Annotated in this window: 17 protein-coding genes; 10 read left to right on the forward strand and 7 right to left on the reverse strand. The window is 68.0% G+C overall.

The window, feature by feature from the left end; genetic code table 11:
• Positions 1-35: 35 nt before the first annotated feature.
• The 3 genes from ACFVIV_RS11740 (at position 36) to ACFVIV_RS11750 (ending at position 2,935) form a co-directional block, all read left to right on the forward strand.
• A complete protein-coding gene (locus tag ACFVIV_RS11740) occupies positions 36-572 on the forward strand; it encodes a hypothetical protein (RefSeq protein WP_379195220.1) in 537 nt (178 codons plus the stop codon).
• Between the two features lie 37 nt (positions 573-609).
• A complete protein-coding gene (locus tag ACFVIV_RS11745; RefSeq protein WP_379195222.1) occupies positions 610-2,469 on the forward strand; it encodes a type IV secretory system conjugative DNA transfer family protein in 1,860 nt (619 codons plus the stop codon).
• A 73-nt stretch (positions 2,470-2,542) separates the two neighbouring features.
• A complete protein-coding gene (locus ACFVIV_RS11750) occupies positions 2,543-2,935 on the forward strand; it encodes a DUF4913 domain-containing protein (protein WP_379195224.1) in 393 nt (130 codons plus the stop codon).
• A 65-nt stretch (positions 2,936-3,000) separates the two neighbouring features.
• Here the strand turns inward: ACFVIV_RS11750 and ACFVIV_RS11755 are convergent, their stop codons facing one another.
• Entirely contained in the window at positions 3,001-3,555 is a 555-nt protein-coding gene (locus tag ACFVIV_RS11755) for a hypothetical protein (RefSeq protein WP_379195226.1), read from the reverse strand.
• Positions 3,556-3,980: 425 nt separating this feature from the next.
• Positions 3,981-4,838, reverse strand: coding sequence for a peptidylprolyl isomerase (locus tag ACFVIV_RS11760; RefSeq protein WP_379195228.1), 858 nt, complete (start codon positions 4,836-4,838; stop codon positions 3,981-3,983).
• A gap of 148 nt (positions 4,839-4,986) precedes the next feature.
• Between ACFVIV_RS11760 and hisS the strand changes: the two genes are divergently transcribed.
• The 4 genes from hisS to ACFVIV_RS11780 all read left to right on the forward strand — a co-directional run bounded on the left by hisS (position 4,987) and on the right by ACFVIV_RS11780 (position 8,518).
• The gene (gene hisS, locus ACFVIV_RS11765) at positions 4,987-6,267 is read left to right on the forward strand and encodes a histidine--tRNA ligase (RefSeq protein WP_379195230.1); all 1,281 of its coding nucleotides are present in this window, start codon (positions 4,987-4,989) and stop codon (positions 6,265-6,267) included.
• Between the two features lie 170 nt (positions 6,268-6,437).
• Positions 6,438-7,100, forward strand: coding sequence for a LemA family protein (locus ACFVIV_RS11770; RefSeq protein ID WP_379195232.1), 663 nt, complete (start codon positions 6,438-6,440; stop codon positions 7,098-7,100).
• An 8-nt stretch (positions 7,101-7,108) separates the two neighbouring features.
• Positions 7,109-7,783: a hypothetical protein gene (locus ACFVIV_RS11775; protein ID WP_379195234.1), complete on the forward strand. Its 675-nt coding sequence runs from the start codon at positions 7,109-7,111 to the stop codon at positions 7,781-7,783.
• Between the two features lie 87 nt (positions 7,784-7,870).
• Positions 7,871-8,518: a hypothetical protein gene (locus ACFVIV_RS11780; RefSeq protein WP_379195236.1), complete on the forward strand. Its 648-nt coding sequence runs from the start codon at positions 7,871-7,873 to the stop codon at positions 8,516-8,518.
• Between the two features lie 199 nt (positions 8,519-8,717).
• Here the strand turns inward: ACFVIV_RS11780 and ACFVIV_RS11785 are convergent, their stop codons facing one another.
• The 3 genes from ACFVIV_RS11785 to ACFVIV_RS11795 are packed head-to-tail and all read right to left on the reverse strand — an operon-like array spanning position 8,718 to position 10,584.
• A complete protein-coding gene (locus tag ACFVIV_RS11785; RefSeq protein ID WP_379195238.1) occupies positions 8,718-9,704 on the reverse strand; it encodes a zinc-binding dehydrogenase in 987 nt (328 codons plus the stop codon).
• Between the two features lie 16 nt (positions 9,705-9,720).
• Positions 9,721-10,143: an organic hydroperoxide resistance protein gene (locus ACFVIV_RS11790; protein ID WP_379195240.1), complete on the reverse strand. Its 423-nt coding sequence runs from the start codon at positions 10,141-10,143 to the stop codon at positions 9,721-9,723.
• The gene (locus ACFVIV_RS11795; protein WP_379195242.1) at positions 10,144-10,584 is read right to left on the reverse strand and encodes a MarR family winged helix-turn-helix transcriptional regulator; all 441 of its coding nucleotides are present in this window, start codon (positions 10,582-10,584) and stop codon (positions 10,144-10,146) included.
• Positions 10,585-10,696: 112 nt separating this feature from the next.
• Here ACFVIV_RS11795 and ACFVIV_RS11800 point away from each other — a divergent pair, with 112 nt between their 5' ends.
• Both ACFVIV_RS11800 and ACFVIV_RS11805 read left to right on the forward strand, forming a co-directional pair.
• Positions 10,697-11,323: a glyoxalase gene (locus ACFVIV_RS11800; protein ID WP_379195244.1), complete on the forward strand. Its 627-nt coding sequence runs from the start codon at positions 10,697-10,699 to the stop codon at positions 11,321-11,323.
• A 142-nt stretch (positions 11,324-11,465) separates the two neighbouring features.
• Positions 11,466-12,413, forward strand: a complete 948-nt coding sequence (locus ACFVIV_RS11805) for an alpha/beta fold hydrolase (RefSeq protein ID WP_379195246.1) — start codon at positions 11,466-11,468, stop codon at positions 12,411-12,413.
• An 11-nt stretch (positions 12,414-12,424) separates the two neighbouring features.
• On the opposite strand, the gene ACFVIV_RS11810 is transcribed toward ACFVIV_RS11805, so the two are convergent.
• Together ACFVIV_RS11810 and ACFVIV_RS11815 are read right to left on the reverse strand one after the other, a co-directional pair.
• Positions 12,425-14,089, reverse strand: coding sequence for a bifunctional 3'-5' exonuclease/DNA polymerase (locus tag ACFVIV_RS11810; RefSeq protein ID WP_379195248.1), 1,665 nt, complete (start codon positions 14,087-14,089; stop codon positions 12,425-12,427).
• Positions 14,090-14,161: 72 nt separating this feature from the next.
• Positions 14,162-14,821: a macro domain-containing protein gene (locus tag ACFVIV_RS11815; protein ID WP_379195250.1), complete on the reverse strand. Its 660-nt coding sequence runs from the start codon at positions 14,819-14,821 to the stop codon at positions 14,162-14,164.
• Between the two features lie 116 nt (positions 14,822-14,937).
• On the opposite strand from ACFVIV_RS11815, the gene ACFVIV_RS11820 reads away from it, so the two are divergent.
• Entirely contained in the window at positions 14,938-16,515 is a 1,578-nt protein-coding gene (locus ACFVIV_RS11820) for an ADP-ribosyltransferase domain-containing protein (RefSeq protein ID WP_379195252.1), read from the forward strand.
• Positions 16,516-16,573 lie beyond the last annotated feature (58 nt).

Consider the following 16,573-nt stretch of genomic DNA (forward strand, 5'->3'; position numbering starts at 1 on the left):
ACCCCGGCCGACTAGCCTGGACGCCACAGGTGGTGATGCTGTTGGCAAGCGTCGCACTGCTGGTCACCGCATGCGGCGGTGACAGCGGTGATTCCGGCTCGGGCACCGGCCCGGGCGGTGCCGCCACGTCCACCACCCGCTTGCTGGAAAGTGCCCCGGCGCCCGATCCCACCACCGCCGAAGGCGTCGCCGTGGCGGCGTTGCAGCAGATCTACACCTGGAATCCGGCCACCGAGACCCCGGGCGCGGCCCTGGAGCGGGCTCGGAAATGGCTGGGTCCCACCCTGATCCGTACACTGGATACACCACCCACCGGCGTCGAAACGCCGAAGCCGTCACTGCAGTGGGCCGATTGGGGGAAGGCCGGCGCGCACGTCGAGGCGTTCACGTTCGCGTCCGGGGAGAAAGCGCCCAACGGCACGGATCCGAACCGGCAGCAGTACAAGATCGGTATCGAGCAGACGGTCGTCTATCCGGACGGACGGCGCGAACCACTACCGCCGGCCACGGTTGTCGCCACCGTCGTGCGCAGCACCGCCGGCGGCACCTGGCTGCTGGACGAATTCCGTTGAGCGGCAACGACACACAGGTCATCCCAGGAGGCTGAAGATGGCGAAGAAACCGGTGAAGGACCCGGCCGATCCCGGTCCCGATACCACCCTGTACATCATCTACGCGTGCTTCGTGATCTTCGGAACCCTGTGGCTCGCCTTGCATCTGGGCAATCTGCTGTCCTCGCCCAAGCAGGATGTCCCGATCAACCCCATTGCCATCGGCGTGGATCTGGCCAAGGGCAATCTGACCTGGCCCACCGCCGCCACCGTCATCGTGGTGGCCATCATCCTCGCCGGTGTGGCCTGGATCTGGCTGCGCCGCCGGATGAAGGCGCGCGCCCAGGTGGGCCGGCTCGCGGTGGACGACAAGGCCGACTACATGGGCAATGGCGGCGCCATCGCGGCGCTCACCGAAGCCGGCGTGCGGGCCAAGGCCGAGCAGCTCGGCATGCGCCTGGGCCGCGAGGACATGCCCGGCGTGCCCATCGGCATGTCGGTCTCCGATCGCGTCATGCTCTACGGCTCCTACGAGGATCTGCACGTCGACATCTGGGGCCCGCGCCAGGGCAAGACCACCTCCCGCGTGGTCCCCGCCATCCTGTCCGCCATCGGCCCGGTGCTGGTCACCTCCAACAAGCGCGACGTCGTGGACGCCACCCGCGATGTGCGCGACCACAAGGGCAGCCCCATCTTCATCTTCGACCCGCAGGACATCGCCTACGACCCGAAGAACCCGGATGACAAGGCGCGCAACTGGTTCTGGGATCCCCTCGCCTGGGTGGACGCCCGCAGCAGCGGCTGCGAGATGCGCGCCGCCCGCCTGGCCGGCCACTTCGCCGACGGCGACGACGGCGGCGGCACCGTCTCCACCTCCACCGACACCTACTTCGACCAGGAAGCCGAAGACCTCCTATCCGGCCTGTTCCTGGCGGCCGCGGTGGACGATCGCCCCATCACCCAGGTCTGGGAGTGGGTCACCAACCCGCAGGACACCGAACCCATCGAATTGCTGCGCCGCACCGGCCGATTCCACTTCATGGCCTCGGGCCTGGCCCAGCAGTACAACGTGGACGAGCGCACCCGCTCCGGCGTCTTCGGCACCGCCAAGAAGATGGTGCGCTGCCTCAAGCTGTCCAATGTGCACCGCTGGATCACCCGCGAATTCGGCGGCGAGCAGTTCGACGAACTCGCCTTCATCCGCGACAACGGCACCCTGTACTGCCTCTCGCTGGAAGGCCGCGGTTCGGCCGCGCCGCTGGTCAGCGCCCTCACCGAGGCCGTCATCGACGTCGCCATGCGGGAAGCCTCCCGCTCGCACGGCGGCCGCCTGGAGATCCCGCTGCTGGCGGTGCTCGACGAGGCCGCCAATGTGGTGCGCTGGAAGGATCTGCCCAAGCAGTACAGCCACTTCGGCTCGCGCGGCATCGTCGTCATGACGGTGCTGCAGTCCTGGGCCCAGGGCGCGCGCTGCTGGGGCGTCGACGGCATGGAAGCTCTCTGGGCCGCGGCCAATATCAAGGTCCTCGGCAGCGGCGTGGACGACACCAAGTTCCTGCAGGAGCGCTCCGAGGCCATCGGCGAATACGACAGCGTGTCCTCCTCGGTCTCGGAATCCAAGGGCGGCAAGAGCTATTCGCGCTCGCTGGGCTCGTCCAAGACGTTCAATGTGCACGCCCTCGCCACCCTGCCGCGCGGGCGTGCCATCGTGTTCTCCTCCGGCACCCCGGCCGTGCTCGTGCGCACCGTGCCGTGGTGGGAGGGTGACTACGCGGAGGACGTGAAAAGGTCCATCGCACACCATGATCCGTCACCGCGTCGCAAGACCGAGATCAAGGATCTGATCGGCGCGCCGTCGCTGATCAAAGCGGAGCCGGCGACCGACGCCGGGCAAATCGAGGAGGTCAAGCCGCTGTGAGCGAGCGTGCGAGCGAACCATTAACACAGCGTGCTTCACTCGTGGGTGCGCCGAGCGTCAGCGAGGCGCGCCCATGAGTGACCAGCAGCAGAAACCAATGGTCTACGCGAGCGTCGTCGAGTTCGTGGAGAACTATCTGAGCCTGGTGTACCGGCGGCAGGTGACCGACATCAGCGATACCGTGTGGTGCCCGGAATGGTGGAAGCACGCGGAGGCGGTGGCCCGGCTGGATGCCATGTGGCGGGCGTGGGAGCACTACCGGCTGGACGGCAAGACCGGGCTGAGCGTGTGGTTCCTCGACCACGCCGATCCGCACATGGCCAAACTGTTCGACCCCAAGGGGCCGTTCAAGTACTGCAGTGTGCGCAACGGGCACAAGGACATGCTCACACCGCTGCCGTTGAAGTCCCCGCAACAGGGGCTGTTCAGCAATCCGGCCGCGCCGATGGGCGATTACCCGAGCTGACCGAGCCGATGTCGTGCGGCTCCCCGGAGCCGCACGATAAAGCCGTTCGATTCAGGACGTTCGATTCAGGAACGGACGCGCTGCAGTCCGCGGGCTTCCACCTCGCGGGCGCGGCGCTGAGCGACCGCGGCTTCCTGCTCCCGGGCGCGCACGGCCTCGGCGGCCGACTGGGCCTGCCCGACCTCCAGCAGCATTCGTACCGCGGCCAGTTCGGGCGCGATCCCCATGCGGGAAAGATGCTGTGCCAGAGCGGTTCGGCGCTCCACCGAGTCGTATCGGACCAGGGATTTGTTCACTGCGGCCTGGGTGGCGGCCATACGCGTGGCCTCGGCCTGAGCGGCGAACCGGTCCTTCTCCAGGGATACGCCCTTGTCCAGGGGCGGCCTCTCGATCATCTTGGCGAGTTCGAGATTGCGCGGGTCCTTGGCCTTGGCGTCCGCGGCCTCGCGGAGCTGGAGCTCCCGGGCCTGCTTCTGCCGGGCTTCGGTGGCCTTCGCGCGGCCTTCCGCCTCTTTCTGGCCACGTTCCCGGGTGCGCAACGCGACAAGTGTCGCGAGCTGCAACATTTGCCTCATCATCGCCGCTGTTTCGCGGCCGATGTCGTCGAGTTCCTCGGCCATTGCCTGCTCCCCGATGCTGCAGTGATCACTATGGATGATTGTGGTGCTTCGTCATGAACATCGCCACACGAACGGTAATTCGGGTAGCCATGTCCCGCCTGCAACGTGGACACCGGGAGTATGTGGGGGCGTGGGAGGGTCCGTTGGGGGTCACCCGGTGGGCCGTACTACGCCACTTCGTACTCCGTTCTACGAGGTTACCAGCGAAAACTCGGAAACTGCCGTACGCGAGCGTCGCGATCCAGCATAACTCTCACAATTCCGGCACTGAACGGAAAAGTTCGGATTTTCTTTGGTTAGGAAAGCCTTACACCGAACGTTCGGCGGCTCCTGGACGGGTGACCGGCCGAAAAATGAACGGGCCCGACCTCACCGTGACACGGCGGATGCCACATCGCGACGTCGGGCCCGAAAGACCGTGCTGGTCAGTTGATTTGGACCGATTGGATGGTCACATCGGTGGCCGGTTTGCCGTCCGAGGCGCCACCGGTCACGCCCGCCTGGGCGATCTTGTCGAGGGTGGCCAGACCGGCCTCGTCGACGGTGCCGAAGATGGTGTACTGCGGCGGCAGCTGCGAATCGCCGTAGACCAGGAAGAACTGGCTGCCATTGGTGCCCGGCCCGGCATTGGCCATGGCCAGCACGCCGCGCTTGTAGTCGACGGGGAACTGCGAGGCCTGATCATCGGCCGCGTACTGATCGGTCGGGTATTCGTTGTCGAACTCGTATCCCGGGCCGCCCATGCCGGTACCGCTGGGATCACCGCACTGCAGCACCTGCAGGCCCTTGCCGGTGGTCATGCGGTGGCAGCTGGTGCCGTCGAAGAAATTCTGCTTGGCCAGCGACTCGAAGGAGTTCACCGTGCACGGCGACTCACCGGCATTGAGGTTCAGGCCGATCTCGCCGGCGCTGGTCACCATGGTGGCCTTGGCGTTCGTGGCGGTCGACATCTCCGCGCCCGGCTTGCTGACCTGCTTGTCCGACGGCCGCTGCGAATCGCGGTAGTCGCAGGTGACCGAGGCGGGCTTGGCCTTGGCGGCCGGCGGCGGGGCCGAGGACAGCGAGGCTTCCGGAGTGCTGGTGTCCGTGGCGGAGGTGGAGGCGTTGTCATCCCCTCGCGTCAGGAAGTAAAGGGTGGCCCCGGCCGCGACGACCACCACGACGCCGAGAGCCGACGCGGCGATCGTCATCTGCTTGCGCTTGCGTGCGCGCTGGGCGCGGTTCTCCAGTTGACGCTCCAGCTTCCGTTTCGCCGCAGCGCGTCGCTGTTCATTGCTCGGCACTAGCCAGTCCCTCCGTATCGGTTGCTTCCGGCTTAAGAGTGTGCCATCCCTTCCTGAGCAGCTCCTATATAACCGTCACGCGCCTCGCGCGCGGGCCCATGGATAACCGGTTGGACTTGCGAGGCGGCCGTGGGGAAAACTTATCGGCGTGACCAAGACCAGCAGCTTCAGTGCCCCGAGGGGGGTCCCCGACTATCTGCCGCCCACATCCGCGGAGTTCGTCGCCGTGCGCGACGCGCTGATTCGCTCCGCGCATCTGGCCGGATACGGGCTGATGGAGCTGCCGGTCTTCGAGGAGACCGCCCTGTTCGCCCGCGGCGTGGGCGAGTCCACCGATGTCGTGTCCAAGGAGATGTGGACCTTCGCCGACCGCAATGGCGAGAGCTTCACGCTGCGGCCCGAGGGCACCGCCGGCGTCATGCGCGCGGTCATCGAACACAATCTCGACCGCGGCTCACTGCCGGTGAAGGTGTACTACTCCGGCCCGTTCTTCCGCTACGAACGCCCGCAGAAGGGGCGCTACCGGCAGCTGCAGCAGGTCGGCGTGGAAGCCATCGGCGTGGACGACCCGGCCCTCGACGCCGAGGTCATCGCCATCGCCGACGCCGGATTCCGTTCGCTGGGGTTGACCGACTTCCGGCTGGAGCTCACCTCCCTCGGCGACGAGACCTGCCGCCCGCAGTACCGGGAACTGCTGCAGGAATTCCTGCTCGGGCTGCCGCTCGACGAGGAGACCCGCCGCCGGGCGCAGATCAACCCGCTGCGCGTGCTCGACGACAAGCGCCCCGAGGTCAAGGAGATGACCGCGGACGCACCGCTCATGATCGACCACCTGTCCGAATCCGCCAAGGCGCACTTCGACCAGGTGCTCGGCCTGCTCGACGCGCTCGGCGTGCCGTACGTGGTGAACCCGCGCATGGTCCGCGGCCTGGACTACTACACGAAGACCACCTTCGAATTCGTGCACGACGGCCTGGGCGCGCAGTCCGGCATCGGCGGCGGCGGCCGCTACGACGGGCTCATGGCCGAACTCGGCGGCCAGCCGCTGTCCGGCATCGGCTTCGGCCTCGGCGTGGACCGCACCGTGCTGGCCCTGGAAGCCGAGGGCAAGTCCGCCACCGACGGCACCCGCGTCGACGTCTTCGGCGTCCCGCTCGGCGATATCGCCAAACAGCGCCTGGTGGTGCTGGCCGCACAGCTGCGCGCCGCCGGCATCCGCACCGACCTCGCCTACGGCGGCCGCGGAGTGAAGGGCGCCATGAAGGCCGCCGACAAGTCCGGGGCGCGCATCGCCCTGGTGCTCGGCGATCGCGAGGTGGCCGAAGGCGAGATCGGGTTGAAGGACCTGCGCACCGGCGAACAGCGCCAGGTCCCCCTCGGCGAGGCCGTCGCCCAGGTGTCGGCCGCCCTTGCGGGCGAACAGGACTGAGCACCCGCGGCGGGCCAACCGGTCCCGACTACCGCGATCAGCGTGACAGCACACTCCGTATGACTACTGCACACCCCATATACGGGGTGTGCAGTAGCCAGAAGGGGTGTGCAGTCGGCGTTAGCCGGAAATCGTGTTGGTGACCTGGCCGGGCGATGTCAAGCTGAGGCATGGGAGTTGCGCTTGTTCTCGGTCTGGTCGTCGTTGGGTTCGTGCTTTTCGCGGTGTTCTCCTCGTACAACACCTTTGTCCGGCAGCGGCATACGATCGAGGAGTCGTGGCGGCAGGTCGATGTGGAGTTGCAGCGGCGGCATGATCTGATTCCCAATCTCGTCGAAACCGTGCGCATTGCGGCGCAATTCGAGCAGCAGGCGCTGCTGGCCGTGGTGGATGCGCGGGCGGCGGCCATGCGGGGGCGGGAAGCGCCGGAGGTCGGTCGCGGGCATCAGGCGCAGCTGGAATCCGCGCTGAGCGGCGCGTTGCGGGGAGTGTTCGGGTTGGCGGAGGGCTATCCGCAGCTGCGGTCGAACCGGAACTTCCTGCATTTGCAGCAGCAGCTCGCCGAGACCGAGGATCGGATCGCGGCGGGGCGGCGGTTCTTCAACGGCAATGTGCGGCAATACAATACGCGATTGCAGACCATGCCATCGAGGTTCACCGCCGAGATGTTCTCGTTCGCTCCGGCCGAGTACTTCGAGCTTGCCGACGGGCAGGCCCGCCAGGTGCCGCAGATCGGGGGAGTGTGGCACCAGGGCCGGCCGCCGTATCCGCCCCAGGCGCCACAGCAAGCCCCGCACCGGTATCCACAGCAGCCCATCCCGCCCGCGCACTGACGACGGTCATGGATCTGTTCTCCGCGTGGCTGCTCTGCCCGCTCATATGCCTCGCGGTGATTGCCGTCGCCGTGGCGAATGCCACGCAGCGGGACAACGCCCGGCAGCTCGACATAGCGCGCCGCCACGAGTGGGCACAGCGCAACGGCCTGCACTACACGCCCGACGACCGCAGTATCGAAGCGCTTTCGGCCCGACCACCCTTCGGCACCGGCAGCCATCGGATCGGACACGACGTATTCCGCGGCGACCACCGGGGGCGGGCGCTGGTCTTCGGGGAGTACCGCTACACCACCAACCACGACGACTCGACCACTGTCCACGTCTGGCAGTTCGTCGCCCTGGCGCTACCCGCGCCCCGCCCCTGGCTGAGCGTCAGCCGGGCGACCGGCGGCGGGTTGTTCTCCCGCCGCCGCAAGGGACTGCAACTGGAGAGCCAGGAGTTCAACGACCGCTTCCGAATCGACACCGGCAGTGAGCGTTTCGCCTACGACGTGCTCAACCCGCGCACCATGGAATGGCTACTGGCCGACATCCGCGCCAACACCGTCGGATTCCGCTTCGAAGGACAGTGGGCGATCACGGTGCGCGAGGGCGTCCTGCGGCCGGAAGAAGTGAAGTTCTATGCCGACTTCCTGCACGACGTGATCGGGCTCGTCCCGGATTTCGTGTGGCGGTATTGAGCACCCGCAGCGGATTCCGGTGGGTCGGGTTCGACCGTTGTCTCGCCTAGTTCCACGAGATCGGGGCATACGCGCTAGGTTTCTCCGGTGGCTGAACACGATGCTCCCGAACCCGCCGATGAGGTCGGGCTCGATCTCATTGCGCCCGAGATGTACGCGCCGGCGCTGCGGCGGCTGGCCCTGGCCGCGCTCGGGGTCGGGGTCGGTGTGGGGCTGCTGCTCGCGCTGGTGGTGAGCTGGCCGTGGGCCCTCGCGGCGGGCATTGTGCTGGGCGCACCGACCGCGCTGTATGCGATCGGGGTGCAGCGGCGGCGGATCTGGTTGTCCGGCACCGTGATTCGAGCACGGACCTGGCTGGGGGAGGCGCGGCTGGATCTGGCGGCGGCGACCGGGGTGGAGATCCTGGTGTATCCGGCGCGGTTGAGCCGGGTGGTGCTGCGGGTGACCGCGGGGCCGGATACGCGCATCGTGCCGCTGGCCATGTACACCGATTCCGGGAGCGGGCGGGAACTGCACATTCTGGGGCTGCGCAAGCTCGCCGACGCGCTGGCGGCCTGCCCACTGGCGGCGGCACTGTCGGTGTCGGGAGTACTGGTGCAGCAACTGCGCGCCGAGGCCCGCGACGCGGCGGCGGAGGAGCGGCCGCTGTACCGGGCCATGCAGTTGGTGCGGGATCGGGACGTGGTCTCGATGGTGGTACTCAGCGACGCCGACATTGCGCAGCTCGCGCGCTGAGGACGCCGACATCGCCCAGCTGGCGCGCTGAGCATGTAGGCCGAGGTCACCCCCCCCTGTCATCCCGGCGTGCTTTTGGCCGGGATCTCTGACGACGGGGTGGATTCCGGCCAAAAGCGCGCCGGAATGACGAGGAGACGCGCCCGAATGACGAGGAGAACTCTCCGACCAGGCGCTCAGCCGCCCTGCCCGTTCCCTCTCAGCGATCGGCCGCCGACAGTGCGATCTTGGCATTGCGGCCGGGACGTTCGCTGGCGGCGGCGGCTTCGGCGGCGGCTTGCAGCGGGAAGGCCGTCTCGACCTCGAGTTGCAGAGCGCCGCGGGCGGCCAGCTCCACGAGTTCGGTGATCAGGCGGCGACGGTCGGCGGCGCCGATCTCCTCGGCGCGCTTGGAGCCCCAGAAACCTTTGACCACAGCCTGTTTGAAGATCATCTTGCCCGGGTCGATCACCAGCGGCTGGCCGGAGAGGGCGCCGAAGGAGATCAGTTCGCCCCGGGGGCCCAGCAGGGCGAGCAGGTCATTGACGGCGCGGCCGCCGACCTGGTCCACGGCGCGTGCGATGGGAGCGCCCGCGGTGGCGGCGGTGGCCTGCTCGAGCCAGTCGGCGGACTCGGTGTCGAAGACCGGGGTGAATCTCAAGTCCTGCAACGTTTTCTGGGACTCGGGGCTGCGGACCAGGTTGAGCACGTTGATGCCGCGCTGGCGGGCGAGCACGTTGAGCAGCCGGCCGACCGCGCCATTGGCGGCATTGACCGTGATCCATTCGCCGGCAGCGACATTCAGATCTTCCAGCAGCATGAGCGCACTCAGCGGCATGGCCAGCAACTGGCTCGCGGTGGCGTCGGACACCGTGTCGGGCACCGGGATGACCGCGGCGGCGGGGGCCAGGAAGTATTCCGCCCACGCGCCTTGAATGCCCGAAACCGTCACGCGCTGACCGACTTCCAGCCCCGTGACGTCCGAACCCACGGCGTGGATGCGGCCGACGGCCTCGGTGCCGGGGATGGCGGGCAGCGGCGGGCGATAGCCGTATACGCCACGAATAATGGCCAGATCATGATTGTGGATCGGCGCGAGGATCAGCTCGATCCGCACCTCGTTCGGGCCGGGCTCGGGCATCGGCCGCTCGGTCGCGACCAGCACGTCCTTGGGCTCGCCGAACTGTTCGATGGTTACCGCACGCATTCTCCGCTCCTTCCGCTCAGTCTTCGGCGACCAGGACCTGGACGTCGATATTGCCGTGCACCGCATTGGAATACGGGCACACCTGGTGCGCCGCGTCGGCCAGCGCCCGCACCTGATCGAGCGGCAGGTGCGGCAGCGAGACCTCGAGGGTCACCGCCAGCTGAAAGCCGCCCTTGTCATTGGGGCCGATGCCGACCTTCGCGCCGACGGCGGAATCGGTCATATCGGCCTTGGCCTTGGTGCCGACCAGGCGCAGCGCGGAATGGAAGCACGCCGCGTACCCGGCGGCGAACAGCTGCTCGGGATTGGTGCCTTCGCCATTGCCGCCCAATTCCTTCGGCGTCGACAGGTGCGCGTCGATCTTGCCGTCGGTGGTGCGGGTGCGGCCGTTGCGGCCGTCACCGGTGGCCAGCGCCTCGGCGGTGTACAGGACCTTCATTCAGCTCTCCTCGGAATGGTTCAGCGCCCGCGTGATGCGGCGCAGGGTGTCGCGCAGGGCGACCAGTTCGTCCACCGACAGCCCGGTGGCCTCGGCCATCTGCGCGGGAATATCGCAGGCCCGATCGCGCATGTCGCGACCGCGCTCGGTCAGCCGGATCTCGACCCGCCGCTCGTCGGCGGCCGAGCGCCTGCGCTCGACCAGGCCCGCCGCCGCCAGCCGTTTCAGCAGCGGCGACAGCGTGCCGGAGTCCAGCGCCAGCGCCGTGCTCAGGTCACCGACAGTGCGCTCATCGCGTTCCCACAGCGTCAGCATCACCAGATACTGCGGATAGGTCAGGCCGAGCGCCTCCAGCTTCGGGCGATAGGCGGCGGTCATGGCCCGCATCGCCTCATAGAGCGGGAAGCACACCTGCTGCTCGAGCGCCATCGGATCGGCCATACCAAGACTGTAGACAGCAATTCAGTTGTGCACAATCTAATTGTGCGTGGCGGTAATCACCCGTCAGGAATCGAGAAGCGCCAGGCGCGGGGCGGCACATAGCGTTACTGCCATGAACATCACCGCTGATCAGAACACCATCGACGCCGTCACCCTGGAGGTGACCGATCCCGCGGCCGCCGCGGCCTTCTACCACGCCGCATTCGGTCTCGGCGACAAGTTGCGCTTCCGCGCCACCGACTCCCCCACGTCCGGTTTCCGCGGCTACATCCTCTCCCTGGTCGTATCCCAGCCGAGCACCGTCGACAGCCTCATCGGCACCGCCCTCGATGCGGGCGCGACCACGCTCAAGCCCGCCAAGAAGAGCTTCTGGGGTTACGGCGGCGTCATCCAGGCGCCGGATGGGGCGATCTGGAAGATCGCGACCTCGGCGAAGAAGGACACCGGCCCGGCCACCCGCGAGATCGACGATTTCGTGGTGCTGCTCGGCGTCGGCAATGTGAAGGCGACCAAGCAGTTCTATATCGACCACGGGCTGACCGTGGCGAAGAGCTTCGGCAGTAAGTACGTCGAGTTCGCCGCGCCGTCCTCGGCGGTCAAGCTGGCGCTGTACGGGCACCGCGCGGCGGCCAAGGATGCCGGGGTCGCGCCGGAGGGCAGCGGATCGCATCGGATCGTCCTCGGCGGTCGCGGCGGCTCCTTCACCGATCTGGACGGTTTCGCCTGGGAGACGGTCTGACCGCGGGTGCGGATCGGGGACCCCCACCCAGGTGGTGATTCGTTCACCCTCGAGGGAGCGATCGCAGCACTCGGGGTCCTGATATCGGCGAACGTTCCGGCGGACAGTGGGAAGTCACAGCCCACCGAACCCGGAGCCCGCCATGCCGACCATCCGCACGATCGCCACCGCGACCGAGCGCCGAGCCACGGTCATGACGAAGGATGGTGTGGCGCTTGCCGTTCGCAGCTACGGGCCGCGCGAGGCCGACCTCACGGTCGTGCTGGTGCACGGCCACTGCATGCGCACCGAATCCTGGTCCGATGTGCGCGACGCGCTGCTGCGGCAGTATTCCGGCGCCCGGATCGTCTGCTACGACCATCGCGGCCACGGCGACTCCACCACCGCCGCGCCGCAGACCTACACCATCGAGCGGCTCGGCCAGGACCTGCGTGAGGTGCTCGATGCCGTGGCTCCCATCGGACCGGTCGTCCTCGTCGGCCATTCGATGGGCGGCATGACCGTGCTGACCTACGCCCAGCAGAATCCGCACGAGATCGGCGCCCGTATTGTCGGCGCCGCGCTCATCGCCACCGCCGCGAGCGGGCTCGCCGACGCGGGCTTCGGCCGGCTGCTGCGCCACCCGCTGGTCTCGCTGTTCCAGGCCGCCGTCCGCCGCGCCCCCAACCTCATGCGGCACGCGAAACTGCTGGCCTGCAAGGTCTTCTCGCCCATCATCCGGATCGCCGAATTCGGCGACCGCCAGGTCAGTCCCCGCATCGTCGCCCTGTTCAACGCCATGCACAATGCGACACCGATCCTGACGATGGCGACCTTCCTCAGCGCCCTCATCGACTTCGACCGCACCGATGCGCTCCCGGTCCTGTCCAGGATTCCGACGCTGGTCCTGTGCGGTTCCGCGGATCTGATGACCCCGCCCTCGCATTCCGTCGCGACGGCGGCGGGCATCGACTACTCGGATCTCGTTCTGCTGGAAGGGGCCGGTCACTCGGTGATCCTCGAACAGCCGGTGCACGTCGCGCAGGCCATTGTCCGGCTGTTGACGCGGGCGAACGCCACATCCGAGCTCGGGCTACTGCGAGTGGCCTGAAGTCCGCACTCTCACTTGGCGTCTCCGTAGCACTCCACCACGGCCGTGGTGAAGGGGAAGCGCACCGGGGTGGGGCCGAACGCGATACGGCCCGCGTTGTCGGCGGCGGTGGCGATCGCCGCGGCGACGGTGTCGGCCTCGTCCTCCGGGCAGTGCACGATGACCTCGTCGTGCTGGAAGAAGACCAGTTCGCCGCGCAGGCCGGCGCGGGACATGGTGTGGCGCAGGCCCGCCAGGACCAGGAGGGCCCAGTCGGCGGCGCTGCCCTGGACGACGAAGTTGCGGGTGAAGCGGCCGCGGGCGCGCGCTCTGGGGGTGCTGCTGTAGGCGCCGGCGTTTTCGTCGTCGTCCGACTGGTCGGCGGTGGCGGAGAGCGGAGGGCAGGTGCGGCCCAGCCAGGTTCGGACCAGGCGGCCTTCCTCCCCGGCGCGGGCGGCGTCGTCCACGTAGGCCATGGCGGCCGGGTAGCGGCGGCGGAGTTCGGCCATGTGGGTGAGGGCGTCGCCGGAGGTCTGGCCGTAAATGGCGCCCAGCATGGCGATTTTGGCTTGGGCGCGGTCGCCGCCGAAGGCGCGGGCGGCGAGGTCGGCGTAGAGGTCCTCGCCGCGCCCGGCCACCTCCATCAGTCCCGGATCGCGCGAGATCGCCGCGAGGATGCGGGGTTCCATCTGGTCGGCGTCGGCGACCACCAGCCGCCAGCCGGGATCGGCGCGGATGGCCTGGCGGACCACCTTCGGAATCTGCAGTGCGCCACCGCCATTGGTGGTCCAGCGGCCGGTGACCGTCCCGCCGGGTAGGTATTCGGGGCGGAAGCGGCCGTCGTGGACCCACTGTTCGAGCCAGGACCAGCCGTGGGCGGTGTAGAGGCGGTAGAGGGATTTGTAGGCCAGCAGGGGCGCTATCGCGGGGTGGTCGATCTCCTGAAGTTCCCACTTCCGCGTCGATGACAATGAGATACCCACGCGGGCGAAGGCTTTGACAATGTCATTGGGGAGATCCGGGCGCACGCGCACGCCGCCGCCGAAGGCGCGTGACACTTCGTCGGCCAGCTCCACCATCCGGCGCGGTTCCCCGCCCGCGATGCGCTCACCCAGCATTCCGTCCAGCAGCTCCCGGTGCACGTCCGCGCGCCACGGGATTCCGGCGCGCTGCATTTCCGTGGCGACCAGCATGCCCGCCGATTCGGCGGCGAGCAGCAGCCGCATGCGCTCGGGGTGCTCGGTTTTCGCCGTGCGGGCCACCTGATCGGCGTAGACCTCGAGCAGCGCGGTGAATTCGTCGGTGCCGGACGGCAGCGGCACCGGGCCCGATTCGAACAGTGAGGGCTGGGTGTCGGCGGCGCGGGCGGGCGCGTCGGGCGGGACGGGCAGGTTGTGCAGCCGCGCCCAGGCCGCCGGCAGGGAGCGGGCCTGCCCGGACTGGCCTTCCTCATGGCCGATCAGCAGCGCCTCCGCGGCCTCGATGTCGTAGCAGCGCTCGACCCGCACGCCGGCGGCCAGCAGGCGACGGTGGATCTCGGTGGTGGAGCGCCAGACCCAGCGCTCCACCTCGGGACGCGCACGCACCGCATCGGCGAGCGACGGTTCGCGGACCACCGGACCCGCGGGGCGGCCGTCCTGATCGAGCGGGCACAGCCGCGCACCCCCGTCGCCCGTTTCCGCCACCGCCCATCGCATGTTCCAGAGTCTCGCATCGGGCACGGACATATTCGGACAGCGACGGCGGTGACGGCCGCGAAACGGCTGCGATCAGCGCTTCCGCGCCGGGCGTGCGATGCGGACGCGCTTGTCGGCCGGCGCGTTCTCGATATCGTCGAGTTGCGCGATGATGGTGGCGCGCAGCTCGTCGTAGTCGTCGAACGAGTAGTCGTTGAACAGCGTGTAGCCCGTCCACATCAGGTTCGCGCATACACGGGCGGGCACGCTGCCGGTCTGCGCGCCCATGCCGACCAGCGCCACCGAGGTAATGCTGCCGGGCTTGTCCCTGTTCTGCCGGTGGATGGCCTGGAATCCGGCGGCGCACGCCAAGGCCACATTCAAGGTGGCGCTGACGTTCTCGACGGAGGCTTCCATGGTGGGCGTCGAGATCAGGAACTTCGGGTTGATCGCCCCCGACGACACGCACACCGCGCTGCCGATGGGAAGCCGGCCCGCGAACTCGTCGCGGATCGCCCGCTGCACGCGCAACTGGATGCCCGCGCCCAGATGCCGCTTGATGACCGCGTCGACGCCGCCGTCCATGCGCCCCCGGGAGTTGGTCGGCGTGACCCAGGCGTCGACCTGTTCGTCGAGAATCGAACCCTTGCGGATCTCGATCTCGGGATGGTCGGCGAACGCCGCCCGCCACGCCTCGACAACCTTCGGGTTGATATCGGTCAACACCACTCGCAGCGGCGTGTTCACGGTCATGGTCAACTCCATTCGACATGTGGTCCTGCAACCGTTCCCGACGCTAGCGCGACCCACCGACATGTCCTCTGGCAGAGCGGATTCCGTGTCAGACCGATGCCCTATAGTGCCGAGCCGTGAGCACGAACGACCCGCTGGCCCTGGCCGAATTGTTCGACGGCGGCGGCGAACCCTGGCTGCCATTGCTGAAACCGGTGATCGAGGCGCAACCGAACGCGCCCATGTTCATCGGCCCGAATCGGGGCCCGCAGGTCGTCCCGGTCCGGGAGTTGACCTTCCAGGCGCTCAAACCGAATCCGCCGCACAAGTGGAAGGTGGTCGTCTTCGGCCAGAATCCGTATCCGCGGCCGGAGAGCGCCACCGGAATCGCCATGTTCGACAACACCTTCCACGATTGGAAGGACAGTCAGTTCGGGCGGGTCATCAGCATTCGCTGCATTATCAAAGCGGCGGCGATGTGGAAGTACGGCATCCCGAAGAAGACCCCGATCGCCGATATCCGCAAACTCCTGCGCGAGCAGGACGCCGTGCAGCCGCCGGAATGGTTCCAGGCCATGCTCACCCAGGGCGTGCTGCTGCTCAACGCCTCGCTCACCGCCAGCGGTGACGGCGCGCTGGCCACCGATCAGCACACCGCGTTCTGGCGGCCGGTCGCCGAGCGGATCATCGAAGAGATCCTGCGCGCCAAGCAGAATGCCGACGAGGCCGACCGCGGCGTCGTCTTCGCGTGGTGGGGCGCGCACGCGCGCAACCTGAAAAACGTTGTCCTGAAACTGCAGAAGAAGTATCCCGGCGTCGACGTCCGGCACGTGGATCACGCCAATCCCGCGGCGCAGGGCGACATCTTCTGCAACGGTGATCATTTCGGCACCGTGAACGCGGCACTGGCGGCCCAGGGTCTCGACGAGATCGACTGGCTGCCGAGCACCGGATGGAACACCGCCGCCGCGGCCGCCGACGATCACGCCGAGCGCATGGGCGCGTTCATCGCCTCCACCATGGAATTGCACCAGCTCTATCTCGACCGGCTCGCGAGCGTCAAGGACGAGGGTCTCGTCCTGCCCGAGATCACCGGCGTCTTCGACACACCGCTCATGGATTTCCGCGACGCCATCGCCCCCGTCGCCAGACTGCTGTCGGGTCTCGACCGCTATGCCGCGCTGTCCCACGACTTCGGCAAGCGCCGCGCCGATCAGGCGTCGGAGAGCCTGACCGCCGACGCCATCGCCGCCCTCTACCTCTACACCTGCGAGTCCGCGTTCTACCGGGAGATCAATGCCGTGCTGCGCTCGGCCGACCGGGCGCGCCTCACCCCGTACCTCCCCTATCTCCGGCTGCTGTTCTCGGCCGTCTCGGGCCTGCCCGCCCGCAGTGAACCCTTGTGGCGCGGCGTCTCCCTGGACCTGCGCCGTCAATACCCGAAGGGCCGCACCGTGACCTGGTGGGGCGTGTCCTCCTGCACCTCCGAACCCGCGGTGGCGCGCTCGTTCCTCGGAAGCCGCGGCAAGCGAACGCTTTTCGAAGTGCACCCGGCGCGGGCCGTGAGCATCCGCAATTTCTCGGCCTTCACCGGTGAAGAGGAATTCATCCTCCTGCCGGGCACCCAACTCGAGGTCACGGACGTCAAGGCCGAGCGCAGCGGCCTGTGCACAGTGCGGCTGACCGAATCGGCGAAGCAACCCCTGGTGTCCTGAACCCTTGCCCGGAGCCATTGGCGAAGTCGGCGTTCCGCGAGGACACTGAAAAAAGTAG

This window comes from Nocardia sp. NPDC127526 (assembly GCF_042672265.1).
In the GTDB taxonomy this organism is placed as follows: Bacteria; Actinomycetota; Actinomycetes; order Mycobacteriales; family Mycobacteriaceae; genus Nocardia.

Bases quoted from the DNA above. Each gene is read 5' to 3' on its own strand.
- ACFVIV_RS11740 (WP_379195220.1), top strand. From the start codon at position 36: ATGCTGTTGGCAAGCGTCGCACTGCTGGTCACCGCATGCGGCGGTGAC.
- ACFVIV_RS11745 (WP_379195222.1), top strand. From the start codon at position 610: ATGGCGAAGAAACCGGTGAAGGACCCGGCCGATCCCGGTCCCGATACC.
- ACFVIV_RS11750 (WP_379195224.1), top strand. From the start codon at position 2,543: ATGAGTGACCAGCAGCAGAAACCAATGGTCTACGCGAGCGTCGTCGAG.
- ACFVIV_RS11755 (WP_379195226.1), bottom strand. From the start codon at position 3,555: ATGGCCGAGGAACTCGACGACATCGGCCGCGAAACAGCGGCGATGATG.
- ACFVIV_RS11770 (WP_379195232.1), top strand. From the start codon at position 6,438: ATGGGAGTTGCGCTTGTTCTCGGTCTGGTCGTCGTTGGGTTCGTGCTT.
- ACFVIV_RS11775 (WP_379195234.1), top strand. From the start codon at position 7,109: ATGGATCTGTTCTCCGCGTGGCTGCTCTGCCCGCTCATATGCCTCGCG.
- ACFVIV_RS11785 (WP_379195238.1), bottom strand. From the start codon at position 9,704: ATGCGTGCGGTAACCATCGAACAGTTCGGCGAGCCCAAGGACGTGCTG.
- ACFVIV_RS11790 (WP_379195240.1), bottom strand. From the start codon at position 10,143: ATGAAGGTCCTGTACACCGCCGAGGCGCTGGCCACCGGTGACGGCCGC.
- ACFVIV_RS11795 (WP_379195242.1), bottom strand. From the start codon at position 10,584: ATGGCCGATCCGATGGCGCTCGAGCAGCAGGTGTGCTTCCCGCTCTAT.
- ACFVIV_RS11800 (WP_379195244.1), top strand. From the start codon at position 10,697: ATGAACATCACCGCTGATCAGAACACCATCGACGCCGTCACCCTGGAG.
- ACFVIV_RS11805 (WP_379195246.1), top strand. From the start codon at position 11,466: ATGCCGACCATCCGCACGATCGCCACCGCGACCGAGCGCCGAGCCACG.
- ACFVIV_RS11810 (WP_379195248.1), bottom strand. From the start codon at position 14,089: ATGCGATGGGCGGTGGCGGAAACGGGCGACGGGGGTGCGCGGCTGTGC.
- ACFVIV_RS11815 (WP_379195250.1), bottom strand. From the start codon at position 14,821: ATGACCGTGAACACGCCGCTGCGAGTGGTGTTGACCGATATCAACCCG.